22 protein-coding genes are annotated in these 22,798 nt (G+C 32.6%); 15 read left to right on the top strand and 7 right to left on the bottom strand.

What is annotated here, in order from left to right; all coding sequences use genetic code 11:
- The first annotated feature begins 31 nt into the window (after positions 1 to 31).
- The 4 genes from RMN92_RS05165 to RMN92_RS05150 all read left to right on the top strand — a co-directional run bounded on the left by RMN92_RS05165 (position 32) and on the right by RMN92_RS05150 (position 4,504).
- Positions 32 to 487, top strand: coding sequence for a GAF domain-containing protein (locus tag RMN92_RS05165; RefSeq protein WP_309608397.1), 456 nt, complete (start codon positions 32 to 34; stop codon positions 485 to 487).
- Positions 488 to 522: 35 nt separating this feature from the next.
- Complete coding sequence (locus tag RMN92_RS05160) at positions 523 to 1,680, top strand: aminotransferase class V-fold PLP-dependent enzyme (RefSeq protein WP_309608396.1); 1,158 nt, start codon at positions 523 to 525, stop codon at positions 1,678 to 1,680.
- Between the two features lie 151 nt (positions 1,681 to 1,831).
- Positions 1,832 to 2,101 carry a 30S ribosomal protein S15 gene (gene rpsO, locus RMN92_RS05155; RefSeq protein WP_151106673.1) on the top strand — a complete coding sequence of 90 codons (270 nt, stop codon included), beginning with the start codon at positions 1,832 to 1,834 and terminating at the stop codon, positions 2,099 to 2,101.
- A 258-nt stretch (positions 2,102 to 2,359) separates the two neighbouring features.
- Entirely contained in the window at positions 2,360 to 4,504 is a 2,145-nt protein-coding gene (locus RMN92_RS05150; protein WP_309608395.1) for a polyribonucleotide nucleotidyltransferase, read from the top strand.
- 133 nt (positions 4,505 to 4,637) lie between these two features.
- Here the strand turns inward: RMN92_RS05150 and RMN92_RS05145 are convergent, their stop codons facing one another.
- On the bottom strand, positions 4,638 to 5,708 hold the full coding sequence (locus RMN92_RS05145; RefSeq protein ID WP_309608394.1) for a fatty acid desaturase: 1,071 nt from the start codon (positions 5,706 to 5,708) through the stop codon (positions 4,638 to 4,640).
- Between the two features lie 106 nt (positions 5,709 to 5,814).
- Here RMN92_RS05145 and RMN92_RS05140 point away from each other — a divergent pair, with 106 nt between their 5' ends.
- The 4 genes from RMN92_RS05140 to RMN92_RS05125 all read left to right on the top strand — a co-directional run bounded on the left by RMN92_RS05140 (position 5,815) and on the right by RMN92_RS05125 (position 8,842).
- Positions 5,815 to 6,777: a helix-turn-helix domain-containing protein gene (locus RMN92_RS05140; protein WP_309608393.1), complete on the top strand. Its 963-nt coding sequence runs from the start codon at positions 5,815 to 5,817 to the stop codon at positions 6,775 to 6,777.
- A gap of 85 nt (positions 6,778 to 6,862) precedes the next feature.
- Positions 6,863 to 7,726 carry a sigma-70 family RNA polymerase sigma factor gene (locus RMN92_RS05135; RefSeq protein ID WP_309608392.1) on the top strand — a complete coding sequence of 288 codons (864 nt, stop codon included), beginning with the start codon at positions 6,863 to 6,865 and terminating at the stop codon, positions 7,724 to 7,726.
- Between the two features lie 275 nt (positions 7,727 to 8,001).
- The gene (locus RMN92_RS05130) at positions 8,002 to 8,481 is read left to right on the top strand and encodes a DoxX family protein (RefSeq protein WP_309608391.1); all 480 of its coding nucleotides are present in this window, start codon (positions 8,002 to 8,004) and stop codon (positions 8,479 to 8,481) included.
- 1 nt (position 8,482) lies between these two features.
- The gene (locus RMN92_RS05125; RefSeq protein WP_309608390.1) at positions 8,483 to 8,842 is read left to right on the top strand and encodes a hypothetical protein; all 360 of its coding nucleotides are present in this window, start codon (positions 8,483 to 8,485) and stop codon (positions 8,840 to 8,842) included.
- A gap of 25 nt (positions 8,843 to 8,867) precedes the next feature.
- On the opposite strand, the gene RMN92_RS05120 is transcribed toward RMN92_RS05125, so the two are convergent.
- From RMN92_RS05120 to RMN92_RS05110, 3 genes are all read right to left on the bottom strand, one after another.
- Positions 8,868 to 9,257, bottom strand: coding sequence for a DUF4345 domain-containing protein (locus RMN92_RS05120; RefSeq protein WP_309608389.1), 390 nt, complete (start codon positions 9,255 to 9,257; stop codon positions 8,868 to 8,870).
- Positions 9,258 to 9,309: 52 nt separating this feature from the next.
- A complete protein-coding gene (locus tag RMN92_RS05115) occupies positions 9,310 to 9,903 on the bottom strand; it encodes a hypothetical protein (protein ID WP_309608388.1) in 594 nt (197 codons plus the stop codon).
- 69 nt (positions 9,904 to 9,972) lie between these two features.
- Positions 9,973 to 11,880, bottom strand: a complete 1,908-nt coding sequence (locus RMN92_RS05110; protein ID WP_309608387.1) for an ABC-F family ATP-binding cassette domain-containing protein — start codon at positions 11,878 to 11,880, stop codon at positions 9,973 to 9,975.
- Positions 11,881 to 11,989: 109 nt separating this feature from the next.
- Between RMN92_RS05110 and RMN92_RS05105 the strand changes: the two genes are divergently transcribed.
- Entirely contained in the window at positions 11,990 to 12,376 is a 387-nt protein-coding gene (locus RMN92_RS05105) for a DUF983 domain-containing protein (protein WP_309608386.1), read from the top strand.
- Between the two features lie 141 nt (positions 12,377 to 12,517).
- On the opposite strand, the gene RMN92_RS05100 is transcribed toward RMN92_RS05105, so the two are convergent.
- The gene (locus RMN92_RS05100; protein ID WP_309608385.1) at positions 12,518 to 14,263 is read right to left on the bottom strand and encodes an ABC transporter ATP-binding protein; all 1,746 of its coding nucleotides are present in this window, start codon (positions 14,261 to 14,263) and stop codon (positions 12,518 to 12,520) included.
- A gap of 175 nt (positions 14,264 to 14,438) precedes the next feature.
- Between RMN92_RS05100 and RMN92_RS05095 the strand changes: the two genes are divergently transcribed.
- Genes RMN92_RS05095 through RMN92_RS05080 form a run of 4 tightly spaced genes read left to right on the top strand, consistent with a single transcriptional unit; the run spans position 14,439 to position 16,874 of the window.
- Positions 14,439 to 14,702, top strand: a complete 264-nt coding sequence (locus tag RMN92_RS05095; protein WP_309608384.1) for a hypothetical protein — start codon at positions 14,439 to 14,441, stop codon at positions 14,700 to 14,702.
- A 25-nt stretch (positions 14,703 to 14,727) separates the two neighbouring features.
- Positions 14,728 to 15,303: a nucleotidyl transferase AbiEii/AbiGii toxin family protein gene (locus RMN92_RS05090; protein ID WP_309608383.1), complete on the top strand. Its 576-nt coding sequence runs from the start codon at positions 14,728 to 14,730 to the stop codon at positions 15,301 to 15,303.
- Positions 15,304 to 15,306: 3 nt separating this feature from the next.
- Positions 15,307 to 16,260 (top strand): GSCFA domain-containing protein, encoded by a 954-nt coding sequence (locus RMN92_RS05085; protein ID WP_309608382.1) that lies wholly within the window; start codon positions 15,307 to 15,309, stop codon positions 16,258 to 16,260.
- Entirely contained in the window at positions 16,260 to 16,874 is a 615-nt protein-coding gene (locus tag RMN92_RS05080; protein ID WP_309608381.1) for a DUF4230 domain-containing protein, read from the top strand. Before RMN92_RS05085 ends, RMN92_RS05080 begins: the two co-directional genes overlap by 1 nt.
- Here RMN92_RS05080 and RMN92_RS05075 read toward each other — a convergent pair.
- Positions 16,871 to 18,628: an aromatic amino acid hydroxylase gene (locus RMN92_RS05075; protein WP_309608419.1), complete on the bottom strand. Its 1,758-nt coding sequence runs from the start codon at positions 18,626 to 18,628 to the stop codon at positions 16,871 to 16,873. The two genes, RMN92_RS05080 and RMN92_RS05075, sit on opposite strands and share 4 nt — an antisense overlap.
- A gap of 229 nt (positions 18,629 to 18,857) precedes the next feature.
- Between RMN92_RS05075 and lipB the strand changes: the two genes are divergently transcribed.
- Complete coding sequence (lipB, locus tag RMN92_RS05070; RefSeq protein WP_309608380.1) at positions 18,858 to 19,565, top strand: lipoyl(octanoyl) transferase LipB; 708 nt, start codon at positions 18,858 to 18,860, stop codon at positions 19,563 to 19,565.
- Between the two features lie 85 nt (positions 19,566 to 19,650).
- Here the strand turns inward: lipB and RMN92_RS05065 are convergent, their stop codons facing one another.
- Positions 19,651 to 20,292, bottom strand: coding sequence for a ribonuclease HII (locus RMN92_RS05065; protein ID WP_309608379.1), 642 nt, complete (start codon positions 20,290 to 20,292; stop codon positions 19,651 to 19,653).
- Positions 20,293 to 20,541: 249 nt separating this feature from the next.
- Here RMN92_RS05065 and RMN92_RS05060 point away from each other — a divergent pair, with 249 nt between their 5' ends.
- Positions 20,542 to 22,464 (top strand): putative porin, encoded by a 1,923-nt coding sequence (locus RMN92_RS05060; protein ID WP_309608378.1) that lies wholly within the window; start codon positions 20,542 to 20,544, stop codon positions 22,462 to 22,464.
- Positions 22,465 to 22,798 lie beyond the last annotated feature (334 nt).

Raw genomic sequence — 22,798 nt, 5'->3', positions numbered from 1 at the left:
CTTTAAATACTTTTGCATAAAAATACAAAATATGACTTTCGAAGCATTACAACCAAAAGTAATAGAAATTACAACAAATTCTACGATAACAAGAGACGAAAAATTATTGAAAATTTGTCAACTTTTAGAACAAAATATAGTATATTATACTTGGGTTGGATTTTATTTTGCCAATCACGAAACCAAAACTTTGCATTTGGGCCCTTATGTTGGTGCTGAAACTGACCATACTGTTATTCCTTTTGGAAAAGGAATTTGCGGACAAGTAGCAGTTTCCAACGAGAATTTTGTAGTTCCAGATGTGGCAGCCCAAGACAATTATATCGCCTGTAGTTTTACAGTAAAATCTGAAATCGTAGTTCCATTATTTGTCAACGGGCAAAATATTGGACAAATTGATATTGATTCGAATGTTTTAGATCCATTTACAGAAGCTGATGAAAGGTTTTTAGAGTTTGTAAATGAACAAATTGCGAAACTTTATTAAACCAATTTAAGTTAAACGGTATTAAAACATAAATAATGGTGAGCCAAAAACATTTATTTCAATTGGACGACAGAGTGCATTATTTAAATTGCGCTTATATGTCGCCATTACTAAAATCTGTTGAAGAATCAGGAATAAATGGAATGACTTTGAAACGCAATCCATTTTTGATAAAAACAACTCATTTTTTTGAACTTGCGGAAATAACCAAACAAAATATTGGAAAACTTATTAATGCACCTTCTCAGAACATTGCAATAATTCCCTCTGTAAGTTATGGTTTGGCATCTGCTATTGCAAATTTACCTTTGCAAAACGGCAATAAAGCAATCGTAGTTGGGAATGAGTTTCCAAGTGGTTACAATGAAATAAAAAAGTGGTGTGACAATCATAAAAAAGAGCTCCAAATTATTCAAGAACCCATCAATTCAAACACAAAAGGAAGGGATTGGAATAGTGCCATTCTTAAAAACATAAATAAAAATACTGCTGCAATTGTCATTTCTTCTGTTCATTGGACAGATGGAACCAAATTTGACTTGAAATCGATTGGCCAAAAATGTATTGAAAACAATGTTGTATTTATAGTCGATGGAACTCAGTCTGTTGGTGTAGCAACTATTGACGTTCAATTATACAATATAGATGTTTTGGTTTGCGCTGCCTACAAATGGCTTTTAGGACCATACAGTATTGGCTTTGCCTATTTCGGAAATCGATTTGCCAACGGAATTCCTTTGGAAGAAGCTTGGTTAAACCGTTCCAATGCGGAAGATTTTACCAAACTTACACAGTATACAAACGAATATAAAGAAGGTTCGAATAGATATAATGTTGGAGAATATAGTAATTTTATACTTTTGCCAATGCTCAATACAGCCATTGAGCAATTATTGAATTGGGGTGTTCAAAACATAACTAATTATTGCGAAAACATTAGCAAACCATTGGTTGATTTTTTAGAAAAAAGCAATTATTCTATTGAAGAAACTGATTATCGAAGCAAGCATTTGTTTGGAATTTCATTACCAACATCATTAGATTTAAATATGCTGTTGGCAGCATTAGAAAAGAACAATATATACGTGTCGGTTAGAGGAAATTCTATACGAGTTTCAATACACATGTTCAATACTTCAGAAGATATAAATTCATTAAAAAACATATTAGAAGCATATGAACAAGCATCATAAATATGATTAAAAAATTTATGAGTTTTATTCTACTCGAAAACCATTATAAACTTCTTAAGGTTTTTTCTTGTTACTTCAAAAATAAAGTGTAATTTTGCACTCGAATACGAAAAACGTATTTATACATCCTAATCATTTAAAAGATATTAAAATGTACTTAACTAAAGAAGTAAAAGCGGAAATTTTCGCTAAACACGGAGGAAAAGCAGAAAACACAGGTAAATCTGAATCTCAAATCGCATTGTTCACTTTCAGAATTTCGCACTTGACAGAACACTTGAAAAAAAATCGTCACGATTACAACACAGAACGTTCACTTGTATTGCTAGTAGGTAAAAGAAGAGCTTTACTAGATTACTTGAAGAAAACTGAGATCAACAGATATCGTGAGATCATCAAAGAATTGAATATCAGAAAATAATCAATAGAAAAGAGGTGCGCAAGTGCCTCTTTTTTTTTATTCAAAAAAGGCAATAGGCATAAGCCAATAGCCAAAATAAGGAGGAGCATTTATACTCCAAACTAATGCCTTTTGCCTCATAGCTTTTGGCTATTTTTTAAAAAAGTTTAGTTTTTCATTGGAACACAACAACCCAGATTCTGAAATTAGTTCAGAATAAACAACACAACTACTCTGCTGACAGGCAGAAAACCAATGTAAAATTAAAAAGGAAAATTTATGATTCCACAGTTATTTGTAGAAAAAATCGATTTAGGTGATGGCAGAAGCATCACAATCGAGACAGGACGTTTGGCCAAACAAGCTGACGGTTCTGTAGTAGTAAGAATTGGTAAAACTGTAATTTTAGGAACAGTTGTATCGTCTAGAAAAGCAAGTCCAGGTATTGATTTCTTACCTTTAACGGTAGATTATCGCGAAAAATTTGCAGCAGCAGGACGTTTTCCTGGAGGTTTCTTTAAAAGAGAAGCACGTCCAAGCGATAACGAAGTATTAACAATGAGATTGGTTGACCGTGTATTGCGTCCGCTTTTCCCATCAGATTACCATGCAGAAGTGCAAGTGATGATTCAGTTAATGTCTCATGACGAAGATGTAATGCCAGATGCATTGGCAGGATTGGCAGCTTCGGCAGCACTAGCTTTGTCTGACATTCCTTTCGAAACTTTAATATCTGAAGCTAGAGTTGGAAGAATTGATGGTAAATTTATCATCAATCCATCACGTGCACAATTAGAATTATCAGATATTGATATGATGATTGGTGCTTCAACCGATTCTATCGCAATGGTAGAAGGAGAAATGAAAGAAATTAGTGAAGCAGAAATGTTAGAAGCAATTAAATTTGCTCACGAACATATTAAAGTACAAATTGCTGCTCAAGAACGATTGGCAAATGCATTTGGAAAAAAAGAAGTTCGTACTTACGAAACTGAAAAAACGGACGAAGATGTTTACGCCAAAGTAAAAGCATATGCGTACGATAAAATTTATGCCATTGCAAGCAAAGGTTCCGCTAAACAAGAACGTTCGGCTGCATTTGCAGAAATAAAAGCAGAAACACAATCGTTGTTTACAGAGGAAGAATATGTTGAAAATGCCGATTTAGCAGGTTTAGTTGGAAAATATTTCTACAAAACCAATAAAGAAGCAGTTCGTAACGTAACATTAGATTTAGGAACACGTTTGGACGGAAGAAAAACTACCGAAATCAGAGATATTTGGTGTGAAGTAGATTATTTACCATCAGTTCACGGTTCAGCTTTATTTACACGTGGAGAAACGCAAGCCTTGGCAACAGCTACTTTAGGAACTTCTAGAGAAGCCAACCAAATTGATTCACCATCTGAACAAGGAGAAGAAAAATTCTATTTACATTATAATTTCCCACCATTTTCAACAGGAGAAGCAAGACCTTTAAGAGGAACTTCAAGAAGAGAAGTTGGTCACGGAAACTTAGCGCAACGTGCTTTGAAAAATATGATTCCTGCAGAAAATCCTTATACTATCAGAATTGTTTCTGAAGTTTTGGAATCTAACGGTTCGTCTTCAATGGCAACAGTTTGTGCTGGAACATTAGCATTAATGGACGCTGGAGTTCAAATGATTCGTCCCGTTTCTGGAATTGCAATGGGATTAATTACCGACGGAGAACGTTTTGCAGTTTTATCTGATATTTTGGGTGATGAAGATCATTTGGGAGATATGGATTTCAAGGTAACTGGAACTTCAGAAGGAATTACAGCTTGCCAGATGGACATCAAAATTGACGGATTGAAATACGAAATCATGGAGCAAGCTTTGGCTCAAGCTCGTGATGGACGTTTGCATATTTTAGGAAAATTAATCGAAACATTGGCTAAACCAAATGCTGACGTTAAAGTTCACGCTCCAAAAATTATTATGCGTACCATTCCTGGAAACTTCATTGGTGCATTAATTGGACCTGGAGGAAAAGTGATTCAAGAATTGCAAAAAGCTACAGGTTGTACAATTGTAATTAATGAAGTGGACGAACAAGGTGTAGTTGAAATTCTCGGAACAGATCCAGATGGAATTGCAAAAGTATTGGCGAAAATTGATTCGATCATCTTCAAACCACAAATGGGTGAAGCTTACGAAGTAAAAGTAATTAAAATGTTAGATTTTGGAGCCGTTGTAGAATATACTGATGCACCAGGAAACGAAGTTTTATTACACGTATCTGAGCTAGCTTGGGAACGCACTGAAAATGTTGCCGATGTGGTTAAAATGGGCGATGTTTTTCAAGTGAAGTACTTAGGATTGGATCCTAAAACCAGAAAAGAAAAAGTGTCTAGAAAAGCACTTTTGCCAAGACCTCCACGTGAGGAGAAAAAAGAGTAATCAATCTTATAGTTTACTAAAGGTTTATTTATAGAGAATCCCATTTCATTAGTTTGAAATGGGATTTTTGAGTTTTTTAAACAGAGATTCATAGCAATTTCGAAAGACTAAATGAATATTTTAATTGATAGTATTAAAATTTCCCCATTTTATTTAAATGTTTAAAATGCGACACCATCATCTGAAATAATGTTTTATGATGGTAAGGAAAATTATATTCAGTAGTGGTTCTGTGAATTATTTCGTTTATTTCGCTATAATTTGTGTGACATATATTAGGAAATAAATGATGCGCAGCATGACAATTTGATCCACCACTTAAAAACTGAGCCCATTTGTCATTGGCATTCCAATCGCAACTAGTTGAAAGTTGGTGAACGGCCCAAGTGTGTTCGAGAAATTCTCCTTCAGGTTCAGGATATTCTGCTCCATCAAAAAAATGTGTTCCAACAAGCATAATTATGAAAATTAAGGATGTTAATGCACTTGCTGTAAAATACGTTAACAAAATAAAACCTGAAGAAAAATCTATATATATTAATGGTAATACTAAAACAATTGAAAAATAAAATAATTTATACAACATAAAACGGAAATACAATTCTAATTTAGAAATTCCAGTTTTCATCCAATCATATTCTTTAGAAAACAAATAAACCCAGTCACTCATAAAAATTGAATGCAATAAGGTAAACATATAAACAATTGGTGCATAATAAGCTTGAAACTTATGTTTTGGTTGCCATTTGTGGGTTGGACTTAATCTTAAAAATGGATTTTTATCGATATCAACATCACTACCTTCTACGTTTGCATATAGATGATGAGAGCGAATATGACGCAAACCCCAAAGTAACGGATCTATTCCGATTGTCATAAAGCTAAAAAAATGTAATATAGAATTTAACTTTTTATTTTTAAATGCAGTATTGTGAGAAGCATCATGTCCAAAACTAAATCCAATCAATAATCCCGAAAGTTGAAAAACCACAAATAATAACCAAAATTCTATTTTATTTATTGATTTTAAAAACAAAAATGAATATGATGAATAACATATAAATGTCCAAAATAGTCCTTTTGTCCAAAATTTGAAATCACCAAAATTCACTTTTTTTCCTTCTAGTTTCGACTTTACTCTGTTCTTTAATTCATAGAAAAACTCTTGTTCTTCTTTTGATTTACTAAAATATTTTGCTTTCATAAATTTACCAATTTAAAATTAACACCACAAACCTATTGCGATTTTAAAGCATAAATTAGCGATTTATAATAAATAAAATAATTATATTTGTGATTATCGCAAAATTATGACGAGCCAAGAATTACTTTTAAGACAAATCAGAAAACAACTTACACAAAACCAATCCATTAATGATGAAATTGCTTCGGTTTTAAATGTGAGTTATGATGCTGCTCACCGACGAGTTTCTGGTAAAAGTAAATTCTCGATTGACGAAACGGTTCAACTCGCAAAGTATTTCAATATTTCAATGGATAATCTGTTTTTCCAAACAGAGAAAATTATTGTCGAAAAAACAATCGAAATAAAATCATTGAACGATATGTTGCAATATTTCAAGAATTCTGCGATCCAAATTGAACAATTAACAAGTTTACCGAATTCGGTTTTATACTATTCTGCCAAAGACATTCCACTCTTCTACTTTATGGAAGGCACAATTTTGTCAAAATTTAAAGCATTCGTTTGGCTAAAACTTTTGAATCCAGCTATTTCTGAAATAAAATTTGAGGACTTTGTAATCGATGAATTGTTTTTAGAACATTCCTCAAAACTCAAGAAAGCATATGAAAGTATTGGAGTGAAAGAAGTTTGGAACGATACAACCATCAACAGTAGTTTGCAGCAAATTTTGTATTTTTATGAATCTGGACTATTGAATTTCAAATCAGCAATGGCACTTTTCAAAGATTTGAAACGTATTGTTTTATTGATTAAAGAGAAATCTAGTCAACAAAATTCAAAATTCTCACTTTATTATAACGAGTTGGTTTTACTAAATAACAATTTATTGTTTGAATCCGAAAAAAAACTCACTATGTTTGTGCCTTACACTTTGCTAGGCTATTTTATTACTGACAATATAGAAAGTTGTCAAAATGTACACCAATGGTTCAATCAACAAATCTTGAATTCAAAACCATTAAACTTATCAGGAATAAAAGAACAAAATTTATTTTTCAATAAGGCCATTCGAAAAATTGAATACTACATGGAGCAATTGAATAATCAAGTTGACATACTATTTTAAAAAATATTTTACTCATTTTGTAACTTTTTCTACCTACATTACGTATAACCTATTGTACACTTATAAATTTAAGGAGAAACCTACTATGAGACAACTCAAAATTACCAAGCAGGTAACCAATCGTGAGACTGCATCGTTAGACAAATATTTGCAAGAAATAGGTAAAGTTGACCTGATTACTGCAGATGAAGAAGTAGAATTGGCACAACGAATCAAGGCTGGTGACCAAAAAGCACTAGAAAAACTAACCAAAGCCAACTTGCGTTTCGTGGTTTCAGTTGCAAAACAATACCAAAATCAAGGTCTTACACTTCCCGATTTGATCAATGAAGGAAACTTAGGACTCATAAAAGCTGCGCAACGTTTCGATGAAACGCGTGGTTTCAAATTTATTTCATATGCCGTTTGGTGGATTCGTCAATCTATTTTGCAAGCCTTGGCAGAACAATCTCGTATTGTTCGTTTGCCTTTAAATAAAATTGGGTCTATCAATAAAATCAACAAAATGTATGCCTTGTTAGAGCAATCCAATGAGCGCCCACCTTCTGCTGAAGAAATTGCCAAAGAATTGGACATGACTGTGAACGATGTAAAAGAGTCTATGAAAAACTCTGGTCGTCACCTATCTATGGATGCGCCATTGGTTGAAGGAGAAGATTCAAATCTTTACGATGTACTTCGTTCAGGGGAATCTCCAAATCCAGATAGAGAATTAATTATCGAATCATTGCGTACCGAAATTGAACGTTCACTAGAAACATTGACACCTCGTGAGGCCGATGTAGTTCGTTTGTACTTTGGTTTGGGAGACCAGCACCCAATGACTCTAGAAGAAATTGGCGAAACATTTGACTTAACTCGTGAGCGTGTGCGTCAAATAAAAGAAAAAGCAATTCGTAGGTTAAAACATACTTCAAGGAGCAAAATTCTAAAAACTTATTTGGGATAATTTTTAAAAAAATTCACAATTAAAATTTTTAAATCTTTAAATTTTTTAATTCAAAAGTAACAACAGTCTGATTAACTGTTCGTTTTTTGATTGATGATTGAAACTCCGGCTGATTACCGGAGTTTTTTATTTACCATAAAAATCATTAGAATTTTCAATTGCAGTGAATGTTCATTTGTTATTACAAAATTATAGTGATGAAGTTATTACGATAAAATATACCATAGAATAAATTCAAAAATAAATATCAATATCAATTTTTCAATCTTAAAACTATGACACTTCTACAAAAAATTACAAAACCTATTATTATGCCATTTTGGTGGCAAGATTTTACACTCGCATTACCAAGAATTATTTGCGGGTTTCTATTGACTTCAAGCTTTGGTGCAGATAAATTTGGATTGCCTTGGTCGCCAACAGACAAAAATTTAGGATTATTTGAAGTTGTATTTTGGTTTCCTCAAGATGTTGCACAATATGGTGGAGTTTTTAAAATGTTTCCTGTGTTTTTTGCTTGGATTGGTGCTTTTAGCGAAGCAATTGGTGGCATCTTTTTGCTAATTGGATTTCAAACTAGAATTGCATCTTTTTTAATTATCGGAACGATGTTAGTCGCCATATTTTTGCAACAATGGTCGCAAGGAATGTGGATGATGTTACCAGCAATGGGTTTTTTATGGGTTTCTATTTACGCATTGTGTATTGGTTCTGGACGATTTGGAGTAGATTATTTAATATCTAAAAAATACTAAAATGAAGACTATTTTTTTAATTTTTGTTGGATTATTAAGTTTAATCACAACATGTTGTGTACAAAAATCATATAAAAGAACAGTAAATTTTATAGTTGATGTTTCCGAAGTTAAAAACATAAAAAGTGTTGGAATTCGAGGTGAAAAACCTTTAGATTGGAATTATGATACAGAAATGAAAGTTATAAAAAAAGATAGTTTGTATAAAGCAACCATTACTTTTGAAACGGGTTACAAATTTGTAGAAATGAAATTTACTGTAAATGGTGACTATGAATTAAAAGACCAACCCAATAGAAAAGTCATTTTCTTTAATGATGGCGAAACCAATTATAAAGCGGTTTTCAATGTGATGAAATAGTGTATTTTCTTAGACCTGATAAGCTTTAAAACGCATCAGGTCTCTTTTTTATAATAATTTTGTTCAATTGATAAAATCCATAAAACCCTAAAATCAATTCTCCGAATAATCCCAACACAAAAATAGTGGATGGAATTCCATCGGTTAATAAACTAATTATTCTACCAAAACCCAAGCCTAACATAAAAATTATATTTGAGATAGTTGCTGTTTTCCAATAATTTTCTTTTAAAATTCCTAATATCCAAAGAAATCCAAAACCCAAATACAAACCCATTATAGCTTTAAAAATAGTCGCTTGATCCATTGTGTTTATTGGCGCATCAAACAACAAATCAGATTGAAAACCATAAATAATTGCACCCGGAAAAACAATTATTGATGAAATAATTAAGTGTAAGTTTTTAAATTTCATTAATCCCAAATATGTGTTACTATTTATTTCCCTATAATTTGTCAAAATTCTTTTATTTTTTTTTGGGGATGAAATAATCATCATGATTTTTGCTAATATTGTACGAAATCGCGCTATTAATAATCGTATTTAAATCATTTATAATATCGTTTGTCGAATCTCCTTTTTCTGAACCATTCGTATATACTTTTGCGGTTTTGCCACTTTTCATTAATACTTTTAGTAATAAATGTGGCTCAAATGATGCTGAACAATTTACCCCAGTATAAATTTTATCTACAATTTTCCCATCTGTAAAAGTAATTTTTAATTCCAAATTATTTCTAGATTGCGAAGATGTAATACCATAGCGGGCATAACTTTCAATACTCGAAATAGTAGCTAAATAATCAATAGTATGCTGTCGGCTTCCTTGAATGTATCCAAGTGAAATATTTCTTTTTGAATGCTCATTGATCTGGATTTGGATCTGCTTGTCAAACATAGTTATGATTTTATCGTTTTCTTTATCAACAATGTCAAATGCTGTAATATGGTTGAAAAACTCAGCATATATAAAGAAAATTAAAAATACGGACAATATTAAACCGATGAGAATTGAAATAGTCAATCCTTTTTTGTTTGTATTAATATTTGATGTAACCATTTTTTTGAAAGTAAACAAAAACCTACAAAATGAAATTACAATTTATGGATTTTTGAATGTTTAAATTATTTACAAAGAATCAATTTCACCCTGAACCACTTCCCAATCCTCTAGCAATTTATCAAGCTCGGCTTTTTTCTTGTTGTATGCCATAAAAAACTGAGCGTCTTCGATATGTTTGTCATAGTTCGAGGTTAGTGCTTTGTCATCTTGCTGGATATTGCGTTCTAATTCTTTTATTTGACTTTCTATTTTGCTCAGTCGATTTTGGAGAGATTTACTCTTTTTCTGATCTTCGTAAGATGTTTTTGTGTTTGTAGTGGTAGTTTCTTTCTTTTCAACATCTTTCTTTTCTACTTCGCGCATGTTTTCCAAATTGCGTTGCTCTAAGAAATAGTTGATATCGCCCAAATATTCTTTAATTTTTTGATCTTTAAATTCATAAACCAAATTCGACATGCCTTGCAGGAAATCCCTGTCGTGAGAAACCAAAAGTAAGGTTCCTTCGAACTTTTGCAAAGCAGCTTTCAATACATTTTTAGACTTAATATCCAGGTGATTTGTTGGCTCATCCATCAATAATACATTAATCGGTTGCAATAGCAATTTACACAATGCCAATCGGTTGCGTTCGCCACCCGATAGCACTTTGACTTTTTTCTCAACATCATCACCTCTAAAAAGAAACGAACCCAACATGTCTCGAACTTTCGATCGGTTGGTGTCTGTCGCCGCATCTTCCATAGTTCGTAAAAGTGTAATTTCGCCATCCAAATATTCTGCTTGGTTTTGTGCAAAATAACCAACCTGAACATTGTGTCCCATTTTTATATTGCCCTGGTATTCAAATTCGTTTACAATAGCTTTGATAAATGTTGATTTTCCTTGACCATTCTGACCTACAAAGGCAATTTTTGAACCTCGCTCGACTAGTAAATTAATATCTTTTAAAATGACTTTGTCGCCATAGGCTTTGGTTACGTCTTCGGCTTCAATAACTACTTTTCCTGGCACTTTGGATACTGGAAAAGAAATGTTCATAACCGAATTGTCATCTTCATCGACTTCAATACGTTCTACTTTATCCAATTTTTTGATGAGAGATTGTGCCATCGAAGCTTTGGAAGCTTTGGCACGGAATTTCTCGATTAATTTCTCGGTTTCTTCTATTTTCTTAGCTTGATTTTTTTGAGTAGCGAGTTGCTTTTCGCGAATTTCATGTCGCAATTCAAGATATTGAGAATAAGGTTTGTTAAAATCGTATGCTTTTCCTAATGAAATTTCTATGGTGCGATTGGTGACATTGTCTAGAAACATTTTATCGTGCGAAACAATAACCACGACTCCAGGATAATTCCGCAAGAAACTTTCCAACCAAATGATACTTTCTATATCCAAGTGATTCGTTGGCTCATCCAGAAGCAAAATATCATTGGCTTGCAATAGCAGTTTTGCCAATTCAATTCTCATACGCCATCCACCAGAAAAAGTTTCCGTTTGGTTGTTAAAAACGTCACGTTTGAAACCCAAGCCTAAAAGGATTTTTTCGGTATCGCCCACATAATTATAGCCGCCCAACAATTCAAATCGGTGTGTATAGTCTGAAAGATTTTCTATGATTTCAGAATAAGCATCACTTTCATAATCTGTTCTAGTGACCAATTGATGGTTTATTTCTTCCAGCTTTTTTTCTACAATTTTAATGTCTGTAAAAGCTTCATAAGCTTCTTCCAAAACCGTTCTTCCTTGTTCAAAATCAATATCCTGACGCAAAAAACCAATGCGAACCTCTTTTTCAGTGGCAATTTGTCCAGAATCAGGTTTGAAATCGCCAGCCAAAATTTTGAGCATGGTAGATTTTCCTGCTCCATTTTTGCCTACAAGACCAACTCGGTCTCCAGCGCCCATTCTGAAAGTTACTTCTTCAAATAAAAATGTTCCTCCAAAGGAAACCGACAAATTGTGTATGTTAAGCATCAAATTATAATTAAAAAATGGAAAGTTTTAAGACTACATTGTGACTCAACTCGTCTTGTTAATCGTAAATTTGCACAACCAAAAAAATGGTTCATCAAATTTTTTGCAAATGTTAAAAAAAGGATCCACATTATATAGTATTTTAACAGGAACTTGTCCAAAATGTAATGAAGAAAGTATGTATAAAGGCAAAAACCTTTATAATCCATCCGAAACTATAAAGTTAAATGCCAAATGTAGTCACTGTGGATTGTATTATGATATTGAACCTTCTTTTTTTTATGGTTCGATGTATGTGAGTTATGGTTTAGGTGTTTTTATTGGAGTTTTGATATTTTTGATTTGCTATTTTGTGTTTAAAACCAACTTAAGAACATGCTTTGTTACCATTTTAATTTCGCTTACAATTTTAATGCCATTTATAATGAGGTTTGCGAGAAATGTTTGGATTAATATGTTTATTAAGTTTGATAAAAATTGGAAAAGTAAAGTTTAGAAATATTTATTGGTTTGGAAAAAACTCAAAATCATATACTTTATGCAGATGTAGTTTTTTTTAATTTTCAACACGAATTCCACAAATTATCACAAATTAATTTGTGGAATTCGTGTTGAATAATTAATGCCAATAGTTTTACTACTTTCTTTCTCCTATTTGTTGTCTCCACATAGCGTAATACAATCCTTTTTCGACTAGTAAATCTTCATGTTTTCCTTGTTCGATAATTTTTCCTTGTTCCAATACAAAAATAGTATCCGAATGCATTACTGTAGACAAGCGGTGGGCAATTAAAACCGTAATTCTGTTTGAATCTGAAATGTTACGAATGGTCGAATTAATTTCTTCTTCGGTAATAGAATCAAGCGCAGAAGTGGCTTCGTCAAAAATTAATAAATTCGGATTTCTTAATATGGCTCGAGCAATTGACAAACGCTGTTTTTCTCCACCTGATACTTTTATACCGCCTTCGCCAATGGTAGAACTCAGTCCGTTTTCGGCCCGTCTTAATAAATTATCGCAACTGGCTCTCTGCAAAGCATCGTACAATTCAGAATCTGTAGCTTCGGGTTTTACAAACAATAAATTTTCGCGAATTGTTCCTGAAAACAATTGTGCATCCTGAGTTACAAAACCCAACTGCTGGCGCAAATCCAATAAATTAATGTCGTTTGAATTGATCGAATTGTATAAAACTTCTCCCGTTGCTGGAGGATACAATCCCACCAAAAGTTTTACCAATGTGGTTTTTCCAGCGCCAGATGGCCCTACAAAAGCGACAGTTTGTCCTTTTTTGATATGAAAATTAATATTTTCTACCGCAGGTTGGTTGGCAGTTTTATGCTTGAAGCTCACATTTAAAAACTGTAATGATTCAATAATGCCCATTGATTTTGGATTTTCTGGACGGTATTCTGGTGTGGCCGTTATCAAAGCTTCAAAATTTTCTAAAGATACTTTGGTTTCGTTTCTAACAATGATAAATGAACTTAATTCTTGCAATGGATTAAAAATAAAAAAAGTAAAGAACACCATGGTAAGTAAGTCGCCTACAATTATTTTTTCACCAAATAAAAAGTAATACAAAGTAAAAATAACACATGTTCGCATAAAATGAACAGTTGTGCCTTGTATAAAACTCAAACTGCGAATAAAACGAACTTTTTGCAATTCTAGGAATAAAATTTTGATTGTATTGGAGTTCAAACGGTCTTCCTCTTGTTTGGTTAATCCTAAACTTTTAACCAATTCAATATTTCTCAAACTTTCGGTGGTGGAACCTGCAAGAGAGTTGGTTTGTTTGACGATTCTGCGGGAAATAGTTTTAATTTTTTTCCCCAAAACCGAACTTATAAAAGCAATAATTGGAGCAGTTATTAAAAAGATGATGGATATTCGATAATCAATTCTAGAAATGTAAACAATGACAAAAATAAATCCAACTATAGTTTGAAAAATTAATGAAATAGAAAGTGTAATTAATTTTTCAGAATCGGTTCGTACTTTTTGAAGTTTGCTTAATGTTTCTCCACTTCTTTGGTCTTCAAAATCTTCATAGGGTAAATCCAATGATTTTTTGATGCCATCAGTATACATTTCGGCTCCCGTGCGTTGAATGACAACATTGGTAAAATAATCTTGAAAATTTTTAGCCAAACGCGATATCATGGCAGCGCCCAATGATAGCATAAGCCAAAATCCAACAGATTTAATGAATCCCATTTCATTGCCTTTGTATTTTGCAATTCCAACGCCACAGTCTTGCATCAATTTTCCAGTAATTACAGAATCGCTCAAACTAAAGCAAATATTAATGGAGGCCATTATTAAAGCAAAAAACAGTAAGGTTTTATGGGTTTTTAGGTAGGAATATAAAATTTTCATTAGAAGTATATATTTTTAGAAATGCAAAAATAACCAATAAATAATTGTGATAATAGATTTTGTAATAATTAAAAAGTTACTATTGGATGTGGTTTACGTATTAAATTATGTTATTGTGGCAGATGTTTTGTTGTATAAAAGTCTTTAATTTTGTATATTTATAAAAATTTTATTCATGACTCGTGCTGAATTTATAGAGAAAAACAAACATCTTTTTTGGTATATCAAAAAAGAAGCCATTCCAAATATTGGGAATGAAGTTTTGGTAGAATTTATTTTTAATTATGGCACTTGGGACGATGTAAAAGATCTTATAAAAATCATTGGTTTTCAAGAATTAAAAGTGGTTTATGAAGGTATTACTGATAGGAAAATAGGCAATTACATTCCAGAAATGTTAGATTTAATGCAAAGAATAACACATAAATATGCATCTTGAAATTTTAAGTAAAGCCCAAAAAGAATTGCTTCCAATATTAGCTCAATTTAAAAGAGAATATTATCTAGTTGGAGGTACAGCAATTGCATTGCATATTGGTCATAGAGAATCTATAGATTTTGATTTATTTAAAGAGAAAAGTATTCGGAAAAATGATATCTATAAAAAACTTAAAAATATAGATTACAAAGTTTCTTTTGCTGATTACAATCAAGTGAATATGGTTTCGAATGGTGTAAAAATCACATTTTTTTTGTTTCCTTACACAGTTTCAACAGAATCAGAATTGAAAAATACTTTAAAAATGCCTGATTTACTAACTCTCGCAGCAATGAAAGCTTTTGCCTTAGGAAGAAGAGCTAAATGGAAAGATTATGTTGATTTGTATTTTATTTTAAAGTATCATTATTCATTTGTTATTGTGGCTCAAAAAGCCAAGGAAATTTTTAAAGATGAATTTATAGAAAAACAATTCATTGCACAATTAGGCTATTTCAAAGGCATAAACTACGATGAAGAAGTTACTTATTTAATACCCAATCCACCATCGGAAGAAGAAATTCAAGAATTTTTAATAAATGTAAGTATCGAAGGATTATAAAGTATGAATTTCACAACCCAAATACCAATTCCGAAAACCAGTAATCCTATAGATTATAATTCAAGAATTGTGTCTTTGGGTTCTTGTTTTGCAAAAAATATTGCGGAGAAATTCGAGTATTTTAAGTTTCAAAATATTGTAAATCCGTTTGGAATTATTTTTAATACAGTTTCGATAGAGCGAATTGTTAATCGAATTGTAAATCAAGAACTATTTACCGAAAATGATATTTTTTTTCACAATGATTTATGGCATTGCTACGAAGTACATTCGGAATTAAGCCATCCAGATAAAGAAGAATTTCTGAACAACCTAAATGAGATTATTGAATCAGCAAATTTACAAATAAGCAAGGCAACACATATCATTATTACCTATGGAACGTCGTGGGTTTATAGAAATATTGATACTAATGAAATAGTTTCCAATTGTCATAAAGTACCACAAAAACAATTTACGAAGGAATTACTTTCGGTAGAAACTAATGCAAGAGCCATTAAAAACACTATAGATTTAATCACGAATATAAACAAAAACGCAAAATTCATTTTTACAGTTTCGCCTGTTCGTCATATTAAAGATGGTTTTGTAGAGAATAATCTAAGCAAGGCACATTTGATTTCTGCTCTATATCAAACTATCAATCATCAACAATCAACGATCAACTATTTTCCATCCTACGAAATCCTCCTAGATGAACTCCGCGATTATCGTTTTTATAGTCAAGACATGTTGCATCCCAACCAACTGGCTATCGATTATATTTGGCAACGGTTTTTTAAAACACAAATTTCTGAAAGTATTTATTCAGTCATGGAAGATGTATGTAGCATTCAAAAAGATTTGGCGCACAAACCTTTTAATCCAAACTCTGAAAAACACCAGCATTTTTTATCCAAACTTCGAGATAAAATTGCTAAACTTGTAGTGGAATATCCATTCATGAAATTTGAATAATGAGAAATAGAATATTAGTTGGAATAGGTTTGGTTGCAATTTTGGTATTGCTATTCAAATTTTGTGAATTCAAAAAAAGCGATTCATCATCGTTGGAAAATAACACCAACCTGATTCAACAACAAATTGTAAATGTTGGAAAACTGGTTGTTACCGAAGGACATTTCGCTGAGGTTTTGACCTACAAAGACCAAGACACCTATTTTGGAGGGATGATTGCTTTCGACAAAAAAGCTTTGATTGTTGTAAATGCCGATGTCACGGTGGCTTACGATATGCATCAAATGAAATATGATATAAATGAGAAAAACAAAATCATCACCATTCTAAACATCCCGACAGCAGAAATAAAGATATCGCCGGATATTCAGTTTTATGATGTCAATCAAAGCAAACTCAATCCATTTACAGGCGATGATTATAACAAAATAAACAAATCGGTAAAAGCTTCATTGGCGAAGAAAATAGAAAAATCTACCTTAAAATCGAATGCGAAAAACAGGTTGATTTCCGAATTATCGAAAATGCTCATTCTTACCAATTCTATGGGTTGGAAATTGCAATACCAAGGGAATGTCATCGATAAAGAAAGCGATTTTAGTCTAAAAAATTAAACTTCTTCCTTCTCAAAAATAACTTCCAATCCACCAGAAATTAAATGCGCAATTTCAGGACGATTGGCTTTTAGTTTTTCCAAATGAATCAGCACTTCTTCTATAAATTCTGGGTCATTTTTAGAAACCAAAATTTCAACAATTTCAACCGAAAGCAACCAATCTTTAGGATGGTTTGTTTTTAAATCGTGAAAAGCATTTTTCAGAGACAAATTTCCATCGTTTCCTTCACGAATATGGCGCACTTGTTGGTATAAATTTTCCAATTCAAATCGTTCTTCAGATTTGGTGGCTTTTATAGTATGACTGGATGGAACATGAGAAATCATATTGAAACTATGCACATCGGCTGGACCAGAAAAAGCCGAAATTACTTTTTTGCCAACCGCCATGTCATAAATTCCCCATTCTGGTTGAAACAAAACGGTATCATTGTGAGTTACGGTGCAATTTTTGAAACTAATCAAGATAATTTCACCTTGCAAGTTTCTAGAACCCGTAATTATTTCGCCAGAAACGGTTATGTTGCCTTCAAATTCAAGGGTTACGGCTTCAGTTTCATAAATATTGTAAGCACGCAAATCGCGCGGACTCATATCTTCAATAGCCAAATTGATGCCTTTTAGTTTCCCAATTGGCGATCCAAACCCGTCGGCGTGTGTATTTGTTCCGTGACCTACCAACTCTTTTTCTCTGTAAGACAAAGCCGTCTTTCCTGTCGTTTGAATATAAATAGGTTTACCTTCTTCCTCAATAACATTGGTAAACAAACCAGAAATTTGCAATCCAGTACTCAGTTCAATGGTACCAATAGCTTTCGATTGTATCAATTTTTTCAAACTTGACAAACCACCCGTTCGCAAAGCCATGGTGTTGGCAAATTCTTCCAAAACCTGATTCAAATAGGCAAAATCGGGTGTTACATACAGTTGCGGTTGCGGTTTGGTGATGTCAAAACTCTGATTTACAGCATCAATAGAATACGGTATTTTTTTTACATGATCTGTCATACACCAAGCACTTTCCCCAATAGACGAAAGCAATCCAGCGCCATATATTTTTGGATTTTCTACCTCACCAATCAAACCATATTCCACAGTCCACCAGTGCAAGTTGCGGATTTGTGCCATTTCAGAAGGTACACCCATATTTTTCTGCAAAAAATCGACTTGCTTTTCGGCGGCCTCAATTTCTTCCTTTGGCGTGCCTTCCGCTTCCTTGACTATCGATAATAAACGAACGGCTTCATACAACTCATAATCGCGCCCCGAAGAAATGGCTTTACAACCAATTTCGCCAAAACGGCGCAAATATTCAGCATATTCAGGATTGGCAATAATAGGAGCGTGGCCAGCACCTTCGTGAATAATGTCTGGGGCAGGCGTGTATTCTATGTGTTCCAGCTGGCGAATATCAGAAGCAATAACCAACACATTATAAGCTTGAAATTCCATAAAAGCATTTGGCGGAATAAAACCATCGACAGCCACAGCCGCCCAACCAATGTCTTTCAGAATTCGGTTCATGCCATACATATCTGGAATAGAATCTACTTTTAGGCCTGTTTTTTTCAAACCATCAAGATAAGATTCGTGCGCTACTTTCGACAAATAATCCACATTTTTACGCATCACATACCGCCAAACCGCCTGATTAATAGGCGAATAATCGTTATAATCCTGAGGTTTTATAAACTGCTTTAAGTGTCTGGGTAATCTGTCAATCAGTGGGTTACTCTCAAATTGCGCTTCCATAGTGTCTGCTTTGTAATTGTGAGTAAAAATACAAATTTTTTTTGGAGCTATTTCCAGCTTTTCACTACAATCTTTTGTTAAAAAACCTTTTTTTTGAAACAAAAGGATTTTCGTTGCAATCTGGGCTACGGCAGTAGGTTCCAAATCAATCTTTCAATCTTCGAAACTTTGCAACTTTGCAACTTTCCAACCTTAAAACTTTGTAACTTTGCAACTATGTATTAAAACAATGAATAAAAAAGTAAACTTACAAGATTTAGGAACCAAAGATTTTAAAGAAATCTGGGATTATCAGGAAGAAATTTTCAAAAAAATCATCGATCTCAAAATAAAAAACAGGCGGGAAGAAACCAATCTTGAAACCCCAAACTACTTTTTGTTTGTCGAGCATCCACATGTTTACACCTTAGGAAAAAGTGGCGATTTATCTAACTTACTTTTATCAGAAAAACAACTTGAAGAAAAAGGGGCAACATTTTATAAAATAAACCGAGGTGGCGATATTACTTACCACGGACCAGGACAAATTGTAGGTTACCCAATTTTAGATTTAGAAAATTTTTTCACCGACATCCACAAATATTTAAGATTTCTTGAAGAAGCTATAATTCTAACGCTAGCAGAATATAATATAATAGGAGCAAGAAGCGAAGGCGAAACGGGAGTTTGGCTCGGAGTTGGAACACCATTTGCTAGAAAAATTTGTGCTATGGGCGTTCGCGCATCTCGTTGGGTCACCATGCATGGATTTGCTTTAAATGTGAATGTCGATTTGGGCTATTTTGACAATATAATTCCATGTGGAATCAAAGGCAAAGCAGTTACTTCATTAAATGTGGAACTAGGAGTTGAAAAAGTTGACGAAGAAGAACTGAAAAGCAAAATTGTAAAGCATTTTAATCAATTATTTGATAGTTCTGTTTCGATTATTCGATAGTTCGATGATTTGATTTATCGAAAAATCTAATAATCGAATCATCTAAAAATCCAAAAATCCAATAATCGAATAATCGAACCATCGATTATTCATCCAGCAATTTAAAACTCATTCGATGGTATTTTGTCACCCCATATTTCCGAATAGCTTCTCGATGTTCTTTTGTTGGGTAGCCTTTATTTTGTTTCCAATTGTACATTGGAAATTCTTCGTGAATTAGGTTCATATAATCATCTCTGTAGGTTTTTGCCAAAACAGATGCCGCTGCAATGCTCCTATATTTACTATCACCTTTAATAATACTTGTGCTAGGAATTGAATTAAGGATTTCAATTTCAGCATCAGAAAATATTTTTCCAACAGTATTTTTAAAACTATTTTTAGAAATTAATGGTCTATTTCCATCTACTATTATATGTATAGGTTGCGGATTTAGTTTTAAAATGCATTCTTGCATAGCTTTTAATGAGGCATTCAAAATGTTTATTTCATCAATGATTTTTGGCTCAATGTGTGTTACGCTATAAGAAATTGAATTTTCTTGAATAGTAGGTCTTAACTTTTCTCTGGTTTTTTCATAAAGGAGTTTTGAATCGTTAAGCTTTTCAATTTCTAAATTTTCAGGCAAAATTATGGCAGCAGCAGTTACGGGTCCAGCTAGACAGCCTCTTCCAGCCTCGTCAGTGCCTGCTTCTAAATATTTTCTTAAAAAATGGTGTTTAAGCATTAAAGTAGTTTTGATAAAAATATAAAAATAAGCCTATCTTCTTGTAGATGTTTTAATTAATAATTAAAATTCGTTAATTCAAATAGGAACTAAAACAAAAGACATAAATTACAAATAATACAATGAGTGCAATATTACCAAAGTTTTTTTAATAAATTTCAATATTCAATGGTATACCATTCCATAATTTTTTTCCAAATATTTATTATAACAAATCAATTGTGTATTTTTGCGATTGACTATCATAATATGAAATATTTACTATTCTTTTTCTTTTCTTTAATATCATTGCAACTTTTGGCTCAAGAAGAGCGAGATGATGCAGTTTCAAAAAAAGATACAGTAAGAAAATCTCTCCGCGAAGCCCCAAAAGAAGCACCAAAAGCTTCAATAGATAAATATAGGATTCTAACTCTTGAAAGAGACACCACTTACATAGATACTTCGTTGTCAATCAAAAAAGATTACCAGTTTAATCACCTGAGAAAAGATAATTTCGGACTACTTCCTTTTCCGAACGATGGGCAAACTTATAATACTTTAGATTTTGGATTAAAACAAAATAATGTATACCCAGAATTTGGATTTAAAGCGAAGCATTTCAATTACAGTAAGGCTTCAGATATTAATTATTATTCTGTGGCTACACCTTTTACAGAGCTGTATTTTAAAACAGTTTCAGAACAAGGACAATCTATAGACGCTTTTATTACCTTAAATACATCAGAGCAATTAAATTTTTCGCTTGCTTACAAAGGACTTCGATCACTTGGAAAATATAGAAATTCACTTTCAAGCGCTGGAAATTTCAGATTTACAACCAGTTATTTCACCAAAAATAAAAGATACCAAGCCAATTTTCATTTTGTATCTCAAGATGTTTTAAATAATGAAAACGGAGGCGTATCCAATTTAAATAATTTCGAATCCAATACTGCTCAATTCACAGAAAGAGCCAGATTGGAAGTTTATCTAGAAGATGCCAGTTCATTTCTAGATGGTACAAGATATTTTTTAGACCATTCTTTCAGAATTAATACCAATGATGGCTCCAACAACCTGACCATAAACCACCAAATCATCTACGAAGACAAGTTTTTCGAATTTAAAAAAGCAACTTTCACTGATAGATTTGGATCTTCATACAAATCTTCAGATTATAGCGATGGTACAAAAAGCAATTTTTTATACAATAAATTGGGAGCATCTTTTACAAGCAAATTGCTGGGAGATTTAAATTTCTTTGTAGAAAATTACCAATACAATTATTTGTACAATCGGATTATAATTTCAAACAATCAAATAATTGTTCCCAACACAAACAATAACAAATTGAATGCAGTGGGCGGAAAATATTTTTACAATAAAAATAAAATCAAAGGGGAAGCTTTATTTTCTACATCCATTTCAAACCAAGCTTTTTCAACGCTGGATTTATCAGCAAAATACGAGATTAACAAAAAAAATGATTTTTCATTTCAATATCTCAATCAAAGCAAAATTCCAGATTTGAATTATACTTTGTATCAAAGTAGTTTTGTAAATTACAACTGGAAAAATGATTTTAAAAACGAAAAGATTAATACAATTAAACTAAAAGCCAACACGCAATGGCTTTCAGCTGAAGCACAAGTCACATTATTGAACGATTATTTATATTTTAAAGATGTCGATTTGTCCGATACAATCGTAATATCAACTGCAAACCAATACCAAAAAACCATCAATTATCTATCTCTAAAAGCCATTAAAGAATTAAAATTTGGAAAATTTGCGATCGACAATACTGTTTTATTTCAGCAAGTAACTCAAAGCGATAATATATTGAACGTTCCAAAATTAGTCACCAGAAACACTTTGTATTACACCGATTATTTATTTAAAAAAGCATTATATCTACAAACCGGATTCACATTTCAGGCTTTCACAAAATATTATGCCAACGAATACAATCCATTAATCGGCGAATTTTATATACAAGATAAAATCAAAATTGGCAATTTCCCTTTAGTTGACTTTTTCATAAATGCCCGAATTCAGCGAACCAGAATTTACCTCAAAGCAGAACATTTCAATTCAAGGTTAACTGGGCGGAATTATTTCGCATCGCCAAATCAACCTTACAGAGATTTCATAATTCGATTTGGTCTCGTTTGGAACTTTTTTCAGTAATTTAGATTTAGCAAATTCAATTGTCCTATTGACTGCGGTCGGAAATGTCATATTCAGGCAGTTGAAAATGTCATATTGAGCGCAGTCGAAAATGTCATATTGAGCGCAGTGGAAATATGGTCGTGCCCTCGTCGCAATTAGTTCGTTTCTCACGAAATTGCTAGACTCGGTCGAGCTTTCGGCTTTATCTTTTTTTCGTGCCTCAAAAAAGGATACCGCCTTAATCTCTCACGCAAATCAACATTCCATTTCACAATTAAAATTCTAATTACTATCTTTGTGCGCTTATTGTTTAGAGATGCATTCCCAAATCTAATATATAAAGTCTGAAATC

The sequence above is a fragment of the Flavobacterium sp. genome, assembly GCF_031363805.1.
Classification (GTDB): Bacteria; Bacteroidota; Bacteroidia; order Flavobacteriales; family Flavobacteriaceae; genus Flavobacterium.
The sequence above is the reverse complement of the archived record's forward strand: the minus strand, read 5'-3'. Positions and strand labels throughout refer to the sequence as shown.

Bases quoted from the DNA above. Each gene is read 5' to 3' on its own strand.
- RMN92_RS05110 (WP_309608387.1), bottom strand. From the start codon at position 11,880: ATGCTTAACATACACAATTTGTCGGTTTCCTTTGGAGGAACATTTTTA.
- RMN92_RS05105 (WP_309608386.1), top strand. From the start codon at position 11,990: ATGTTAAAAAAAGGATCCACATTATATAGTATTTTAACAGGAACTTGT.
- RMN92_RS05075 (WP_309608419.1), bottom strand. From the start codon at position 18,628: ATGGAAGCGCAATTTGAGAGTAACCCACTGATTGACAGATTACCCAGA.
- RMN92_RS05060 (WP_309608378.1), top strand. From the start codon at position 20,542: ATGAAATATTTACTATTCTTTTTCTTTTCTTTAATATCATTGCAACTT.
- RMN92_RS05120 (WP_309608389.1), bottom strand. From the start codon at position 9,257: ATGAAATTTAAAAACTTACACTTAATTATTTCATCAATAATTGTTTTT.
- RMN92_RS05100 (WP_309608385.1), bottom strand. From the start codon at position 14,263: ATGAAAATTTTATATTCCTACCTAAAAACCCATAAAACCTTACTGTTT.
- RMN92_RS05080 (WP_309608381.1), top strand. From the start codon at position 16,260: ATGAGAAATAGAATATTAGTTGGAATAGGTTTGGTTGCAATTTTGGTA.
- RMN92_RS05150 (WP_309608395.1), top strand. From the start codon at position 2,360: ATGATTCCACAGTTATTTGTAGAAAAAATCGATTTAGGTGATGGCAGA.
- RMN92_RS05065 (WP_309608379.1), bottom strand. From the start codon at position 20,292: ATGCTTAAACACCATTTTTTAAGAAAATATTTAGAAGCAGGCACTGAC.
- RMN92_RS05095 (WP_309608384.1), top strand. From the start codon at position 14,439: ATGACTCGTGCTGAATTTATAGAGAAAAACAAACATCTTTTTTGGTAT.
- RMN92_RS05165 (WP_309608397.1), top strand. From the start codon at position 32: ATGACTTTCGAAGCATTACAACCAAAAGTAATAGAAATTACAACAAAT.
- lipB (WP_309608380.1), top strand. From the start codon at position 18,858: ATGAATAAAAAAGTAAACTTACAAGATTTAGGAACCAAAGATTTTAAA.
- RMN92_RS05125 (WP_309608390.1), top strand. From the start codon at position 8,483: ATGAAGACTATTTTTTTAATTTTTGTTGGATTATTAAGTTTAATCACA.
- RMN92_RS05160 (WP_309608396.1), top strand. From the start codon at position 523: ATGGTGAGCCAAAAACATTTATTTCAATTGGACGACAGAGTGCATTAT.
- RMN92_RS05115 (WP_309608388.1), bottom strand. From the start codon at position 9,903: ATGGTTACATCAAATATTAATACAAACAAAAAAGGATTGACTATTTCA.
- RMN92_RS05085 (WP_309608382.1), top strand. From the start codon at position 15,307: ATGAATTTCACAACCCAAATACCAATTCCGAAAACCAGTAATCCTATA.
- RMN92_RS05135 (WP_309608392.1), top strand. From the start codon at position 6,863: ATGAGACAACTCAAAATTACCAAGCAGGTAACCAATCGTGAGACTGCA.
- RMN92_RS05140 (WP_309608393.1), top strand. From the start codon at position 5,815: ATGACGAGCCAAGAATTACTTTTAAGACAAATCAGAAAACAACTTACA.
- RMN92_RS05145 (WP_309608394.1), bottom strand. From the start codon at position 5,708: ATGAAAGCAAAATATTTTAGTAAATCAAAAGAAGAACAAGAGTTTTTC.
- rpsO (WP_151106673.1), top strand. From the start codon at position 1,832: ATGTACTTAACTAAAGAAGTAAAAGCGGAAATTTTCGCTAAACACGGA.
- RMN92_RS05130 (WP_309608391.1), top strand. From the start codon at position 8,002: ATGACACTTCTACAAAAAATTACAAAACCTATTATTATGCCATTTTGG.